The organism is Paenibacillus sp. FSL R5-0519 (genome assembly GCF_037974275.1).
Taxonomy (GTDB): Bacteria; Bacillota; Bacilli; order Paenibacillales; family Paenibacillaceae; genus Paenibacillus.
The window spans coordinates 3,089,871-3,105,499 of record NZ_CP150234.1 but is presented as its reverse complement, the minus strand read 5'-3'; the positions used below and the strand labels follow the sequence as shown (position 1 = coordinate 3,105,499).

The following is a 15,629-nucleotide window of genomic DNA, read 5'->3' as shown; positions in this document are numbered from 1 at the left end:
TGAAGTTTGTATACATTTTTAAATGATCTTAAAATAGGGAGGAGGACTCACCGTGCCCAATAAAAACAGAATTGATCTAGCCACCGAAAATGCAAGAAAACCGGCAGAAGGTGCACTTGATTCGAGTCAAAATGCACTGGAGCAGCATGCATCTAACGCGGTTTCTGAAGTGCAGACGGCTTTAAATCAGGCAATAAGCTCGCTAAATGAATCTAATGCAACAGATTCAGAAGCGTTGGAGATTGTAAGGCAGCAATTGACCCGAGCAGATGAATTTTTAGATCAAGCGCAAACTTCAGCAAACGCATTACGCCTGCCAGACCAACAATAAAATGGTTCTGGTGCTGACAATCTTAGAAGGGATTTTCTTTGTCCTCCTTTTCTCCGATACCTAATGCATGGGAATTACCTGCGTTGACGATCGGAGGAAGCATTTTTCCTTAGAACACATAGAGTCACTGTTGTAACATGCTTCGGCTTACGCCGAAGTTTTTTTGTTTTTAGATGTCTCAAACATTTTCAAAATTTAAGTAGAAAAAGAATAAACCAGGGCCAGGCATTAGAAAAAGTCTTGAACATAATTATAGGTAGTATCTATCCAACTATGTTGAGGAGGACATCATACAGCCTATGTTACCTATGGAAGAATATTTTGGTAAATTAGAACTCGTTCATTCCTTTTACGGAGCTATGCCTACAGGTGTTAGTGTTTCCGAAACCGGGCGTATCTTTGTTTGCTTTCCGAAATGGGGAGATGACGTTAAATTTACCGTAGCGGAAATTGTTGAGGGTCAGTTGCTGCCCTATCCTAACTTAGAAACGAACTTGAGTAACCCATCGAATAACGCTATGTCTTTCATCAGTGTGCAAAGTGTTGTTACGGATGGAAGAGGAACCCTGTGGGTACTGGATACGGCTGCACCTAATTTTTCTGAGCCAATTATAGGAGGGGCAAAATTAGTCGCGGTAGATTTAGAAACAAATACAATAAGAAAAGTATATATATTTGCAGATGATGTTGTCTTACCAACAACATATCTGAATGATGTCCGATTTGACTTTCGTGTAGGTAACGCAGGTTACGCATATATAACAGATTCTTCTTCCAATGGTCCAGGCGCTATTATCGTCGTGAATCTAGAAAACGGCAATGCGTATAGACGGTTGCATGGAGCAAGCTCAACCTCACCAGACCCGTATTTTGTACCGAAAGTGGAAGGTAAAATTTTGATGAATCGAAACGCGGATGGTTCGACATCTCCCTTTCGCTTGGCCTCTGATGGGATAGCCATTTCCCCTGATGGGAAAATGCTATTCTATTGTCCATTAACCAGTCGCCAACTATACTCGATCTCAACCGAATCGTTAAGAGACAGAACGATACCGGATTTCAAATTAAATGATCTTGTGCAGTATTGGGGAGAAAAGGGAGCATCGGATGGGATGATCACGGACGCAATAGGAAACGTGTATGCTGGAGATTATGAGAATGATAGCATTCGCAAGATATTGCCGAATGGAATTATGGAAACCATCGCCCATGATCCCCGAATTTTATGGCCAGATACGTTTTCTATTGGTCCGGATCAATACTTATATGTAATTGTAAATCAATTACATAGGCAGGCAAGATTTCATTATGGAAAAGATCTGCGACAAAAACCGTATAGTTTACTCCGTATGAAAATTGATGAATTACCTGCACCTAGCTTTTGATCAATAGATTCGATTAAAACTTAAAGAGGCAGAGTTTCACCCTGTTGTGATTTCAAAAGGGATTCATAGTCTCAGAAGTACATCATGCGTCATGGACATATATATATAGCACTGCTATAATAGAATTTATGAGCACATATGACAAAATATTAGCAGCTGCTCTTAAGGTACTGGAAGAAGAGGGCGGAGCCCAATTTTCGACGCGAGCTGTCACTTCGATCGCGCAGGTTACGGCTCCTACACTCTACCACCATTTCGGTAATGCCGATGGACTCCTGAGTGCAGCTATAGTGGAAGCGTTCAAACAGTTATTCGAAAGCAAAATTGCCGCAGTGGAGTCCCCTATTCCAGAGATGGCGCTTCGTCAGGGGTGGGATGACTATGTCCGCTTCGCGGCAGCCCGTCCTCGGATATATGCGGCAATGATGGGGCGGCTGCTTGAGGGCGCCCATATCGAGGCGGCAGATCAGTCGCACCAAGCACTGGTGCAAAATGTTCAAAGAGTTGCTGCCGCAGGAAAACTGGCTGTTTCAGCCGAAACTGCGGCAGATCTGGTCTGGGCTTCTGCCAATACGGCCTCATGGCTGTATGTGACGTCCCAAATTCGCAAGGCACCCCCACCCCAGCCCGACATCGTTGATCTCATTCGAGAAAGCGTGATGCAGATTATCTTGATCCCAATGCCGGATTCTGCTTCAAAATGAGGGATCGATGAAAGAGCTTGGAGACTCCAGACAAAGCCCCTATGTGGGCTTTGTTTTGTTTCATGGTAAAGATGAAGAACCACAAATGGTAGCACATAAGAGAGATCGCCTATCCAAGCAGGATGGCGATCTTTTTCATTTTCAGAGGGTGTCGATGAGCTCATTCCTCACGCTACGGTATATCGTGAACGTCAAAGTATATCACGCTGTGCCCGTCATTAATGATGTCAGATCGCAGGAGGATTACAACATGAAAAATATATAGCACCGCTATAGACATCTCTATATAGCGGTGCTATAATGACCGTATAACAGTGCTATACAGTGATTCATAACTTATCAAACTCGGGAGGTTTACAATGCGATATAAAACTCAAGAAATGGTTGTCGTCACAGGTACTTCAAGTGGAATCGGCAGGGCTACCGCGGAGCAGCTTGCCGCTGAAGGATTCCACGTTTTAGCTGGGGTTCGCCGTCAGGAAGATGCCGACAAAATCAAACAAAAAAATATCGAACCGGTCATTCTCGATATTACTGCTATCGACACACTAAGGGCGCTGGCCGAACGAGTGGAGCAAGATCCGCTTGGTCGCCCGTTGCGCGCCGTGGTCAACAATGCTGGCATTGCCGTTAATGCACCTCTTGAGATGGTTCCGCTGGATGAATTACGCCGTCAGATCGAAGTCAGCGTGATTGGGCAAGTTGCGGTTATTCAGGCGCTTACTCCCGCCTTGCTGAAGAGCGGCGGACGCGTAGTGAATATCGGATCCGTTGGCGGCAAAATTTCAATGCCCGGTTTCGGAATTTATTCAGCTGCAAAATACGCGATGGAAGCGATCAATGACAGCCTCCGCAGAGAGATGTCCTCGTTCGGACTCAAAGTTATCATGATTACTCCGGGTGGTGTCAGCACCAGCCTGTCGGAGAAAGGGGTTACGACAGCCAATCGGCTGTCCAAGTTGATGACGCCCGATCAGCACAGACGACATGACCGCCTTTTTGACGCCGTGAAGGCGCAGGCTGAATCGTGGGCAACGAGCGGTATTCCTCCTGAGAAAGTGGCAGAAGTGGTTTCACGAGCCATCCACGCAAGTAATCCGCGCACCCGCTATACGGCTGGCCGAGATTCGGCACTGCTGACCCGACTTGTTCGTATTCTCCCGGATAAACTTCTCGACCGGATGCTCCGCAGCCAGATGAAGCTGCAGTAACGTGAGTATGACTGATGTCACAACAACCGTTTGAACATGCATTATTGATAACATAGGAGGAATCAACATGAACGATACCAATAACCGTTACGTTACTGTACTCTGGGAGGCGAGAGCCAAGGCAGGGAGAGAAGCCGAGATGAAGGCGTTTATGACTGCAGCTGTCACCCCGTCACGGAACGACCAGGGTAACATTGACTATGAGGCTCACGAGGTAGAAGGCCAGCCTGGTACATTCATCATCTACGAGCGCTGGGAAAACCGGGATGCTCTCGATCGACACCTGAACGCCCCGCGGATGCAAGAACTGGTGCCTCAGCTCTTAGAACTGATGGAGGGATCCATTGAGAAAGGGATTCGAATCCTGAAACCGTTTCGTCCAGCGCATTAAACTAGAACATTGGGGAGGTCAAACATTGGCAACGATCGATGATTTTACAGCACTAGATATTCGTGTGGGAACGATTAAGGAAGCGGAGTTTTTTGAAGAAGCAAAGATCCCTGCGATTAAGCTTAAGATTGATTTTGGACCGGAGATCGGGATGAAATCCTCAAGTGCACAAATAACGAAGCGTTACAAGGCTGAGGACATTATAGGAAGACAAATTGTAGGAATCATCAATTTTCCTCCTCGGCGCATTGCTGGATTCAAATCGGAGGTATTAGTTTTGGGCGGAGTCCCGGAAAAAGGAGATGTTATTCTGTTAACGCCGGATACTGAAATCCCTAACGGTACTCCTATTGCATAAGTTATACACCATCTAACAGATCGGAGGTGCAGTTTTTTTGCCAAAAAATTAATATGGACTCACTCCATTCCTTTAATCTTTGGAGTAATCATGAATTCGTTTATGAAGCAGAAATAAGGTTAGCACTTACGGAGTTCACACATTATAAATAAGATATTATTTTTCCAAAAAGGAAACCATTTTACCATATATTTAGGATCATTTGCTCTACTCTAAGGCAGATATGTACATCAAATCAGGGTATCTGAAACAAGATAAGGTATTTGGGCATAAAACGATCACATGGTTTGCGGAGATTGAAGCAGGAGGCGCTACTGCGGTTGCAGCAATGAAGGAACACAAAGAGTGAATTAGAGGTCAGAATATCGCACTTGTGTTAAGCGGTGGCAATATAAATGGGGATGTTCTCCTGAACATTTTGTCCAAATATTAATCTTCTAACTGCATGAGTGATCATCTTATTCGTTCATATATAACCGTTGATCTACAATGATCAACGGTTCTTCGCATTCTGATGCAGAATCGTTTATTACGCTCTACATACCAGATGATAAGATTTTGTTATCTTTATTAGATATTTGTTATATGTAAGCGATAACAAAAGAAATATAATCCACTTATCTGGATGTTTGTTAAATCATCTAGAAATTGGATAAAAAAACGAAAAGGAGGATCACATGAAACAATTACGTCAATGGAACATTGGATTTTTAGTTTTACTGCTCGTTTTAACTACCCTTCCATTTTCAAATGTTTCACACGCAGCCAATGAAGTCACAGGTACCGAAGCAGGACAGTTCAGCACCAATTTTGAAGATGGTACACTTCAGGGATGGACCGCGCGGATTGGTACGGAAAACCTCACAGTAACAGAAAAGGAAGCACATGAAGGGAAGTCAAGCATGTTGGTTACCAATCGTGAACGCTCCTATCATGGACCCATGTTCTCGATGAAAGAGCTGCTTCAGCGTAATCAATTATATGTAATTTCTGCATATGTCAAGCTTACACAAGAGCCAGCCACCGATCAAACGTTACAGCTCACCACATATAAAAAAACGAATGCCGAAAGCTGGAATGCGATCGGCAGCGTGGAGATTGCCAAAGATCAATGGAATACTTGGCATAAGGTCACTGGAACATTCCAGTACAGCGATGATCCTGCTGAACTGAATCTATTCATTGAAACACCTTACATCTCTGAGGATAGCGTAGATACGTTATCGTTCTATGTGGATGATGTATCCTTTGTCCCATCCGAGCAACCGAAGATTGAAGAAGATATTTTATCTCTGAAAGATTTGTATGCAGATGATTTCCCCATTGGCGCAGCGGCATATCGCTGGCAATTGGATGGCGCATATGGACAACTGCTCTCGAAACACTTTAACAGCCTGACAGCAACCTATGAAATGAAACCAAAATACATGTCCCCATCCGAAGGCGTATATGAATTCGAGGCGGCCGATCAATATGTGAAGTTCGCCGAGGAACATGATATGGGTGTACGCGGACATGCGCTGCTGTGGCATATTGATGCTGCGGAATGGATGCTGAAAGATGCTCAGGGTAGACCTGCAAGCCGGGAGTTATTACTTGCCCGGATTCAGGATTACGTCGAAACCGTCATGACCCGGTATAAAGGAAAAATTGATGCCTGGGATGTGGTAAATGAGGCGATTGCTGATAGTAATGGGGATGCCAATGGTTTGCGTAAAAGTCCTTTTTATGAACTCATCGGACCGGATTATATTGAGAAAACCTATGAATTCGCTCGTGCAGCCGATCCGGACGCCAAACTATATTATAACGAATACTTCACAGAAGTCCCTGAGAAAAGAGAGCATATGGTTCAGTTGGTCAAACGACTGAAAGAAAAGGGACTGATCGATGGCGTGGGTTTGCAATCCCACTATAATCTGGCTTCCCCGCCCGTAGAGGAAATCGAGAAAACCATCAACCTGTTCGCTGGACTTGGACTGGATATTCAGATCACGGAACTGGATGTGGATAGCGGAATCCCGTTTGGTGAAGAGATGCCCGTTGAAGTTGCTGTACAACAGGCTTATCGCTACAAGGAATTAATGGATCTGTATCAAAAACACAAAGATCAGATCTCTTCCGTAACCCTGTGGGGACTTCAGGATGAGAAGTCTTACAACAACCAGGCGATGTTGTTTGATTCAGAACTGAAAGCCAAAAAAGCTTACTGGGGACTTGTGGATGCGTCCAGCTTGCCTGTTTTGACACAGAGAGCCATCTCGCTTTCGGGTAAACCCGATAACAAAAAAAAGCTTCATGACCCACTATGGAATAAAGCCGTATCTACATCATTGAAGGGAGAATCATCCGGTACAGCCAGCTTCCGTACCTTATGGGACCCCAAAAACCTCTATCTTCTGGTCGATGTACAAGATTCGAAAGTCGATGAGAATGACCGTGTAGACATCTTTGTTGATTTTAATAATGGCAAGACCTCCTCCTACGAAGAAGATGACCGACATATTGTGATTAAACGTAAAGGCAAATATCAGGGTAAGGATGTACGTTCTTCTCGTGTCAGAGAAACGAAAGGCGGGTATCAGGTAGAATTGTCCATTCCTTGGAGTCATGTAAAGGTGGGGTCTGGCTCTGAAATCGGCTTCGACATTCGTGTGACGGACGGCAGTGCAGGTGTAGAGCAACCGAATCAAGCACTGTATTGGAACGACCGCACACAATCTCAGGACATAGATACCAGCAAATACGGCGTGATTCAACTTGACCCTATGCCAAAATCTGTAGAAGCAATGCAAGCTCAAGTTCAGATTGACGGGATTAAAGAGGCGGTGTGGAATAAGGCCGTTCCTTTTGAAGTAAAACGGTTGAATAAGGAGGCAGGCGCTGAGGCTGTGGCTCGTGCGCTGTGGTCAGGTGAGTATCTGTATCTGCTAATCGATGTTACAGACCCAAACATCATTACGGATAGTATTAACCCATGGGATCAGGATTCGGTTGAGATTTTCCTGGACGAAAATCACCAGCGCACACCGTATTTCCAATATGATGACGCCCAATTCAGAGTCAGCGCAGACAACGTGGGGACCTTCGCAGGCAGCGCCTCGCCTGGACGGTTCACAAGTGCTGTGAAGAAAACCAAAAAAGGATATCTGGTCGAAGCCAGAATCAAGTTACAGTCCCTGACGCCCAAAGCAGGAGATGTGATCGGTTTCGAGCTTCAAATTAATGATAACCAGGGGGAGGGCAAGCAAAACGTAGCGAAGTGGAATGATAAAACCAATGAAAGCTGGAGAAATACGTCCCAGTATGGCATTCTCTCTTTTGCAGGAAAAGACAAACATTAAATCTTCGTTAGGTATCACTGTAAAGTCAGAACCCTCGTACTTGTGGAGAGAACACTCCATAGGTATGGGGGTTCTTTTCGTGCACAAGACAAGTCATATTAACAATTTGTTATCGAAGCTATGGTTTTATCATGTTGACTTGGAGGGAGCCACTCTATACTTAAACCTACAGAGATCATACAGAACCTTGGCTGATGTCTCTGAAACCAATAGAGAAAGAGGGGGAGCACACGAATGAGTAATGCAAAAGCCAATACACCGCCCCAAGCCGATGTGATTCGTCCGAGTCCCCGGCGTAACAAACGCAACAAAGGCTCCAGGCGAACGCTGGCACTGGATCTGATGTTATTGCCAGCAGTTATCCTCACGTTCATATTTGCGTACATACCGATGGGTGGATTGGTCATTGCTTTTCAGGATTACAAGCCCTGGCTCGGGTTTGCCAAGTCTTCCTGGATCGGATTGGAGCATTTCCAATTCCTGTTCAGTATGCCGGAGAATGTGCAGGTGATCTGGAACACCCTGATTATTGCGGGGTTGAAACTGATTGGAGGTCTGATTGCACCGCTGATCTTTGCCTTACTCCTTAATGAAGTACGAAAGGAAGCCTTCAAGAAGAGTATACAAACGTTCGTTTATCTGCCGCACTTTCTGTCATGGGTCATACTAGGCGGAATATTGCTGGACATGCTTGCAACAAAAGGTATGATCAATCAGTTTCTTGGGGCGGTTTTTGGTCTTGAACCAATCTTTTTCCTTGGAGATGGTACATGGTTCAGAATCGTCGTTGTTACAAGTGATATCTGGAAGGAATTCGGGTTCGGTGCCATTATCTTTCTTGCCTCGCTCGCAGGCATTAATCCAGCACTGTACGAGGCAGCCGAAGTGGATGGAGCAAGTCGCTGGCAGCAAACCTGGTCCATTACGATTCCGGCTCTCATTCCCATCATGATTGTGGTAGGAACGTTGTCCCTTGGGAATATCCTGAACGGAGGATTCGATCAGATTTTCAATCTGTATAACCCGCTCGTTTACGATAAGGGTGATATCATCGACACCTTTGTTTATCGGGTAGGTCTCATCGATGGCAAGTTTGGATTCTCGGCTGCAGTCGGACTTTTCAAATCGGTAGTCGGATTCGTGTTGATCGTAATCGCATACCGTGCAGCTTATAAATTTGCGAACTACCGTATTTTCTAGAAAGGAGACCTCACCGCATGTATCATAAAACCAAGCCTTACAAAGTATTCACCGTGTTTAACTATACGTTCTTAATTCTATTATCACTACTCTGTATAATCCCGTTGATTCACATTCTCGCGGTCTCCTTCAGCGGTAAAGCAGCTGCCAATGCGAATCTGGTTGGACTCTTTCCAGTGGAATTTACGCTTGATGCTTATGAGAAAACATTGGCCAATGAGAACTTCCTTCGTTCCCTATGGATTGCTGTACAACGAACTGTGCTGGGTACAATCCTGAGTATGGTTATTGTCACGCTGGCGGCCTACCCTTTATCCCGGGAGAATCGCAGCTTCAAACGGCGCAACATCTACACCTGGTATTTTGTATTTACGATGCTGTTCAGCGGAGGATTAATTCCATTCTACATTCTTATCCAGAAACTCAATTTACTTAACACCATGTGGGTGCTTATTCTTCCTGGAGCGGTATCTGTCTGGAATATGATTCTTTTATTGAATTTCTTCCGCAACGTTCCCAAAGAGCTGGAGGAGGCTGCCTTCATCGATGGGGCGGGTTACTTTCGAACATTGGTCTCTGTCTTTTTGCCTGTGTCGATGCCAGCCATCGCTACACTATCCCTGTTCTCCATGGTAGGGCACTGGAACGCCTGGTTCGATGGGTTGATTTTCCTGACGGATCACGAAAAGTATCCATTAGCCACCTTCCTCCAAACGATTATCGTACAGCAAGACTTTAGTAAAGTTTCCGTGCGGCCCGAAGATCTGGAGAATATCTCACAACGGACGATCAAGGCGGCTCAGATTTTCATTGGCATGGCACCGATTTTGGTTGTGTACCCCTTACTGCAACGCTTTTTTGTTAAAGGGATTGTACTTGGTGCTGTTAAAGAGTAAGAGAAATTCAGACTTAACCAAATTAGAATGATATGGGGGAGACAACATGTTTAAAACATGGCAAAAACCGCTTCGCATATTGATGGCTGCTACAATGTTATCTGGTGTGCTCGCAGCGTGCAGCAATGAATCGTCATCAGAGAAAACGCCTAGCGACAGTAATGAATTTTATTCCGCTCCATTTGAAAATGGTAAATATGTTGAACCGGTTACCATCTCGACTGTATTTCCGATCACCAGCAGCTTGAAGTTCAAAAATGGGGAAAACATTGAAAATAACGTTCATACGAAGTGGGCTCACGATACACTGGGGATCGATATTAAATACTTATGGACGGTGAGTGAACAAAATAATGCGTACCAGACCAAACTTCGTCTAATGTTAACTTCGGGTCAGAAAATGCCGGATATTATCTCTTTCCGTGGTGACTCTACGCTCATCAGTGATTTGATCGAATCGGGTCAATTCACGGATGCGGGGGAATTATTTGATACATATGCCTCCGATGTTTACAAAAAAGCGATGGCGGAAGATCCAAACGTATGGAACCCGTATGTCCGTGATGGTAAACGAATGGCTATTCCCATTCTGGAGAACGCTTACAATAATGACCCCGTCATGTACATTCGCGAAGATTGGCTCAAGAAATTAAACTTGAAAGCACCAACCACCTTAGCTGAGTTGGAGACGGTCATGGATGCCTTCGTCAATCAGGATCCGGATGGCAACGGCAAGAAGGATACCATTGCTTTGTCTGTAGGTTTCAAGAATGACCTGAACACCTGGATGTCGGAATCCGGCTGGATCTTTGGCATGTTTGGAGCGATGCCGAATCAGTGGAACAAAGCTGCAGACGGTTCACTTGCCTACGGCTCCATCCAGCCAGAGATGAAGCCCGCACTGACGAAAATGAAAGAATGGATGGAAAAAGGATACATTGATAAGGAAGCGGGGCTCTATGATGAGCCAAAAGCAACGGAGGCATTCACTGCGGGCAAGTCCGGTATAATCGTTGGCCCGTACTGGATGACAGGCTGGCCGCTCCCGGATCTGCAGAAAAACGTGCCTGATGCCGAGTATAAAGCCTATCCGCTTCCGGCCGGCCCTGACGGGAAGATGGGACGACATGGAACCCCTATTAGTACAGGAGCCGTCCTGATCAATAAGGATATGGAACATAAAGATGCATTCTTTGTATATCAGAACTATTTGTTTGATAACTGGGCTAACCCGGACAGCACAACGTTCGTGCACGGATTTGCTAAAGGTTATGATTATGACATCGCTCCAGACGGAACCGTCTATAAAGAATTGCAAAGCGACAAAATTCCTGGTGGCTGGATTGATGCGATCCGTTATACGTTGACTTTTGACGGCGCAATTATCCCTAACCTGATGATGAATACCCTGGCAGAACTTGCAGGAGGTAAAGAACCAACCACCCAGTATGAGAAAAACCTAGCAGACCGCATCCCTGAGCAGATTAAGGCCGCCAAGATTGTCATAGACCAGAAAGATATTGTCATGCCTGAGATGTTCACGGGTGTACCGACGAAAACACAGGTTTCCCGAGGCGATATGCTAAGCAAGCTGGAAAAGGAAGTGTTGAATAAAATCATTTACGGCCAAGCACCTGTTGATGATTTTGATGCATTCGTGCAACAGTACATGTCTTCTGGTGGGGAACAGATCACGGAAGAAGTAAACGCATGGTATGACACGATAAAATAAAAAAAACGAACCGCTCTCCATGTAATCGGGCTTTAATAGCCAGTGTGCGTGAAGGGCGGTTTTTTACAGTGTTCTACGCTTGCTTTGTTTTACGCTTACTTTCTTCATGATACTTCGATTTACTGCTCCCGGTAATCCTGAGGCGTCATACCAAATTTATCGCGAAACACCTTGATGAAATATTGGGAGTTGGCGTAGCCCAGTTTATCCGAAATCTCGTAAACCTTATCCTGCGAATGGTTAAGCAGGTAGAGGGCCAGTTCCATTTTGACACTTAAAATGTACTCACTCAAGCTGATGCCTTGAAATTGCTTGAACAGCTTGGAGACGTAAACCGGATGCAAGCATACATGATCTGCAATCGATTGAAGGCTGAGGCAGTGCAGATTGGCGGAAACAAACGTCTTGATCTGATGAATGACGTCATGCTGTTCATCTAGAGACTGTTCTTCCAGCTTCATGCGCAGTCGATCAAGCATGTTCTCAGCCCAGTCTGTAAGCTGGGATACAGACCGAAAAGGCCCACGCGGAACCCGTTCGTTTCCGACCAGATCGGACAACAGCGCATGATTTTTGTGGGCAATGTAATGAAAGGCCGATAACAATATAATCTGAATCTCGTCCAGATGTTCTTCGGTTTGTTCAGGCAGCGTACCATACCCTGCCTCAATTCGGTGCAGACGTTCTTTGAATACTTTCCATTGTCCTGTTTCAAGCAAATGATTGAAGGTTGGTGGTTCATATAAAATATGCAAGGAACGAATGGATAAGGGACGATAGCTTTCCTGAAGGGAAAGGAAGTACCCTGTACCGTTACCTACCTGCTTTTTGAGAGCGGATAGGGCTTGCTCATACATGTCACGGATATCATGCTGGAGTGTACCCTTTTGGCTCAGGATGACGGAAATGCCACCTTTCAGATATTCATTGACGTTATGATGCAGCTGCAGGGAAAGATGGGTGAGACCCTGATTTTGCTTCATGGGCTGCTCGCTGCGATTCGATTCTGGTGAAGCATCAACGTTGGCACCAGGTCCAGCAGGCTTTAACAAGAAAACCAGATAATCATAACGATCTCGACAATGCCAGGTATGAGAAGCGGTATTGAATAACTCACATGCGATGTTGGTCACGGCGTATTCAAACAATTGCAGGCTGCTCGTCGTATGTCTGGTGAAATGTTCTTCCAGCCGTACCAGAACGAGTTGAACTTCACCTTCGGCATGGAAGGGCAGATGATAGTGTTGCAACTTGTCATTCAGGGCATCTTCAGCATAACGATTACCTTCAATCAACTGATTCAGTAGCCTGTCCTTCAACGAAGGCAGATGCTCGCGAAACGAGTTCATCGCCTGTTCATAGGACAAGGCTCTGCGGATTTGCTCCTCAATGGAAAGTACCGTTTTTTCCAGACATGCCGCCAGTTTTTCGACATCAAGTGGTTTTAATAAATACTCAACAACTCCATGTTTCGTCGCTTGTTTGGCATACTCAAATTCGGCATAACCGGTAAGCAAAATACAGGGCAGGTTGGGTCTAGCAGCCTTGATCTGCCGAATCAGCTCAAGTCCGTTCATCACCGGCATTGAAATATCGGTAATCACGATATCTACGGTCTGTCCATCCAGAATGGATAAGGCCTGCATTCCCGAATATGCTTTGTGAATACGCTCAATCCGATATTCATCCCATGGAAATGAGATCTCAAGATCATCAATCACATAGGATTCATCGTCAACCAATAGAATCTGATGCATCTGCAATATCCTCCTTATGTATCGTAATCATGCACAGTGTACCTTCATATAAGCCGGATTGAATGGACAAGCCCGATCGTTTGCCATATGTGAGCCGGATTCGCTGATTGACATTTCGAACTCCCGTTCCGATCTGTTCCTCTGGGCGGGTTAGTTCATCCATATGTTTGCAGATCAGTGACAGCCGCTCTTCCGGCATGCCTACACCATTATCAGCAACGATGATACGGATGACCTCTTGGTCCTGCTCCGCGCGAATCGTCATTTGCCCGGAACCCATGGAGGGTTCAATCCCATGTTTGACCCCATTTTCAACGAGTGGCTGTAAAATCATACGAGGGATCCGTACCGAGAGAAGCTCTTTGGGTACATCGATATCAAAAGTAATCGTTTTTTTTCGCATATGAATAATCGACATGTAATGATTCACAAAACGAAGCTCTTCACCCAGCGTCGAATCCATATCTTCAATACGATGAATATAACGGCAGTAGGAGGCCAGCTCCAAGGTCATGGCTGTGACTGACTCATAATCCTTTACACTCGATTTGCTCTGAATATAGTTGAGACAGTTGTATAGGAAATGGGGATTGATCTGAGCCTGATACTGCTTGAGTCTGGCCTCTTTGACAGAAAGCTCTCCAAGAAGGACCTGCTCAATCAAGGTCTGCGTATTCTCAGCCATTCGGTTGAATGATCGACCCAGGATTTTGAATTCCAGAATCTGAGTTTCGTCGACACGGCTGGAGAAATCTCCCCGGTCAAACCGGTCGATCGCTTTACGCAACCGAATAATGGGTTGTTGAATCTGATTACGCAGAGCCAAGATGTACAGAAGCGAAAGAAGCAGCAGGGCTACAAGTGCCAGCACAAACAACGTATTGTTACGTGAAATCGATTGCTGAAGCTGATTGGTTGGATGATAATCGATAAAGTACAAATCCAGAATACTTGCTTTCATATACGTGATAAAGTAATTCCTGTCCTGAAAGGCGATTTCAAAGAAACCACTGTCCTTTCTGAGCTGTGGAACAACCTGAGCATCCGCCTGGGCAAGTTGAAGGGAGCCTGAACCGCGAATGGCTGTTTGAAAATGGGAATCATACAGCATCGGTGTTCCGGATGTATAATCAGACATCATTTTCTGCAATACGTCTAATGAGATCCGGATCTCGATATACATCGGCCCTCGATGTCCCTTGGTGAGATGTGAATAATAACCTGTACCATCCTTGTTCATATGTAATATCCATTGATTGAGCGGATCTTGAGACATGGAGAATGATCGAAATGAAAACTGGGGATCAGAAGATACCGTATCCTTTTGATCCGGATAATACAAAATAATGGTATTGTTCCATGAGGTGGAAGCACTGTTTAAAGCCAGCTTCTCAATGAGCTCCAGCTTGGCCTTGTATTTAGCAAAATCATTTCCGTAATGCAAAACATATGTATAACCTCTGACGGATTGATCCTCTGATAATGTTAGCGCATTCATTAATACCTGCTCAAATTGATTCGATAGCTGGGAGGACATGAATCGCACTTCGCCCAATTTATTCTTTTCTAACTCTCGTTGAATATCTTCGACATTTAATCGATAGATCCACCAGAAGATCAGTACGATCAGTACAAACATCAAAATGAGACCGAGTGCCAGCTTTCGAAAAATAGAGCCGTTCTCTTTGGCATACTTTTCCTTCAACATGTTATTTCCTCCTGTAGAAAAAGAACGATCCTCTCTAGCTATATTGTTATTTGTTCAACCACTCCGATTGCAACATTGCATATTGAAACTCATCTATCCAGAAACCTTTGGACATGTAATTTTCGAGCAGGTGTCCTTCACGTCTCATGCCCAATCGCTCTAACACTTGAATTGATTTGGTGTTCCTTACATCGGCAAAAGCGATGATCTTATGTTTATTTAGAGTGCCAAATACATAGTCCATCAGGGCACAAAGTGCCTCATTCATGTATCCTTTTCCTTGAAATTCAGGTGCAAGAGTGAATCCGAGCTCGACAATCCGAAGTTCATCTGCACGTGTATGAATGGCACAATCGCCGATTAGTTGATCCGACTCCGTTAGGGCAATGGCGTATTGATACCAGCTCCCGGGCTGGTTAGGAGAATGTACGATTTGTTTGCTGACAAATGCTTCAGCATCTTGGAGCGTATAGTTTTCCCAGGATTGAAAACGGGCAACATCTGGATTAGCCCGGTACTGATAGAACGAATGCACATCCTGCAAATCGAACTTTCGAATAACGAGACGCTCGGACACGCAATATACCTCGTTTGATTTCTTCATATCATATA

General features: G+C 45.0%; 13 protein-coding genes. 10 read left to right on the top strand and 3 right to left on the bottom strand.

Annotation, left to right across the window (positions count from 1 at the left end; translation table 11 throughout):
* The first annotated feature begins 52 nt into the window (after positions 1-52).
* The 10 genes from MKY73_RS14145 (at position 53) to MKY73_RS14100 (ending at position 11,552) form a co-directional block, all read left to right on the top strand.
* A complete protein-coding gene (locus tag MKY73_RS14145) occupies positions 53-331 on the top strand; it encodes a hypothetical protein (protein ID WP_339308228.1) in 279 nt (92 codons plus the stop codon).
* Between the two features lie 299 nt (positions 332-630).
* Positions 631-1,716, top strand: a complete 1,086-nt coding sequence (locus MKY73_RS14140) for an L-dopachrome tautomerase-related protein (protein ID WP_339308226.1) — start codon at positions 631-633, stop codon at positions 1,714-1,716.
* 128 nt (positions 1,717-1,844) lie between these two features.
* On the top strand, positions 1,845-2,420 hold the full coding sequence (locus tag MKY73_RS14135; RefSeq protein ID WP_339308224.1) for a TetR/AcrR family transcriptional regulator: 576 nt from the start codon (positions 1,845-1,847) through the stop codon (positions 2,418-2,420).
* Positions 2,421-2,779: 359 nt separating this feature from the next.
* On the top strand, positions 2,780-3,631 hold the full coding sequence (locus MKY73_RS14130) for an SDR family oxidoreductase (RefSeq protein WP_339308222.1): 852 nt from the start codon (positions 2,780-2,782) through the stop codon (positions 3,629-3,631).
* Between the two features lie 67 nt (positions 3,632-3,698).
* A complete protein-coding gene (locus MKY73_RS14125; protein WP_339308221.1) occupies positions 3,699-4,022 on the top strand; it encodes a putative quinol monooxygenase in 324 nt (107 codons plus the stop codon).
* 25 nt (positions 4,023-4,047) lie between these two features.
* Entirely contained in the window at positions 4,048-4,380 is a 333-nt protein-coding gene (csaA, locus tag MKY73_RS14120; RefSeq protein WP_339308219.1) for a chaperone CsaA, read from the top strand.
* A 677-nt stretch (positions 4,381-5,057) separates the two neighbouring features.
* The gene (locus MKY73_RS14115) at positions 5,058-7,724 is read left to right on the top strand and encodes an endo-1,4-beta-xylanase (protein WP_339308217.1); all 2,667 of its coding nucleotides are present in this window, start codon (positions 5,058-5,060) and stop codon (positions 7,722-7,724) included.
* 342 nt (positions 7,725-8,066) lie between these two features.
* Positions 8,067-8,924 (top strand): ABC transporter permease subunit, encoded by an 858-nt coding sequence (locus MKY73_RS14110; protein WP_339308598.1) that lies wholly within the window; start codon positions 8,067-8,069, stop codon positions 8,922-8,924.
* 17 nt (positions 8,925-8,941) lie between these two features.
* Positions 8,942-9,820 carry a carbohydrate ABC transporter permease gene (locus MKY73_RS14105; protein ID WP_339308215.1) on the top strand — a complete coding sequence of 293 codons (879 nt, stop codon included), beginning with the start codon at positions 8,942-8,944 and terminating at the stop codon, positions 9,818-9,820.
* A gap of 46 nt (positions 9,821-9,866) precedes the next feature.
* The gene (locus tag MKY73_RS14100) at positions 9,867-11,552 is read left to right on the top strand and encodes an extracellular solute-binding protein (protein ID WP_339308213.1); all 1,686 of its coding nucleotides are present in this window, start codon (positions 9,867-9,869) and stop codon (positions 11,550-11,552) included.
* Positions 11,553-11,671: 119 nt separating this feature from the next.
* Here the strand turns inward: MKY73_RS14100 and MKY73_RS14095 are convergent, their stop codons facing one another.
* The 3 genes from MKY73_RS14095 to MKY73_RS14085 are packed head-to-tail and all read right to left on the bottom strand — an operon-like array spanning position 11,672 to position 15,621.
* Entirely contained in the window at positions 11,672-13,309 is a 1,638-nt protein-coding gene (locus tag MKY73_RS14095; RefSeq protein WP_339308211.1) for a response regulator, read from the bottom strand.
* Positions 13,287-15,017 (bottom strand): histidine kinase, encoded by a 1,731-nt coding sequence (locus MKY73_RS14090; RefSeq protein ID WP_339308209.1) that lies wholly within the window; start codon positions 15,015-15,017, stop codon positions 13,287-13,289. The genes MKY73_RS14095 and MKY73_RS14090 overlap by 23 nt, the downstream gene beginning before the upstream one ends.
* Before the next feature lie 46 nt (positions 15,018-15,063).
* On the bottom strand, positions 15,064-15,621 hold the full coding sequence (locus tag MKY73_RS14085) for a GNAT family protein (protein WP_339308207.1): 558 nt from the start codon (positions 15,619-15,621) through the stop codon (positions 15,064-15,066).
* Between the last annotated feature and the right edge of the window lie 8 nt (positions 15,622-15,629).

Coding starts and splice junctions, on each gene's coding strand:
- MKY73_RS14135 (WP_339308224.1), top strand. CDS start 1,845: ATGAGCACATATGACAAAATATTAGCAGCTGCTCTTAAGGTACTGGAA.
- MKY73_RS14105 (WP_339308215.1), top strand. CDS start 8,942: ATGTATCATAAAACCAAGCCTTACAAAGTATTCACCGTGTTTAACTAT.
- MKY73_RS14100 (WP_339308213.1), top strand. CDS start 9,867: ATGTTTAAAACATGGCAAAAACCGCTTCGCATATTGATGGCTGCTACA.
- MKY73_RS14110 (WP_339308598.1), top strand. CDS start 8,067: ATGTTATTGCCAGCAGTTATCCTCACGTTCATATTTGCGTACATACCG.
- MKY73_RS14125 (WP_339308221.1), top strand. CDS start 3,699: ATGAACGATACCAATAACCGTTACGTTACTGTACTCTGGGAGGCGAGA.
- MKY73_RS14085 (WP_339308207.1), bottom strand. CDS start 15,621: ATGAAGAAATCAAACGAGGTATATTGCGTGTCCGAGCGTCTCGTTATT.
- MKY73_RS14095 (WP_339308211.1), bottom strand. CDS start 13,309: ATGCATCAGATTCTATTGGTTGACGATGAATCCTATGTGATTGATGAT.
- MKY73_RS14090 (WP_339308209.1), bottom strand. CDS start 15,017: ATGTTGAAGGAAAAGTATGCCAAAGAGAACGGCTCTATTTTTCGAAAG.
- MKY73_RS14130 (WP_339308222.1), top strand. CDS start 2,780: ATGCGATATAAAACTCAAGAAATGGTTGTCGTCACAGGTACTTCAAGT.
- MKY73_RS14115 (WP_339308217.1), top strand. CDS start 5,058: ATGAAACAATTACGTCAATGGAACATTGGATTTTTAGTTTTACTGCTC.
- MKY73_RS14140 (WP_339308226.1), top strand. CDS start 631: ATGTTACCTATGGAAGAATATTTTGGTAAATTAGAACTCGTTCATTCC.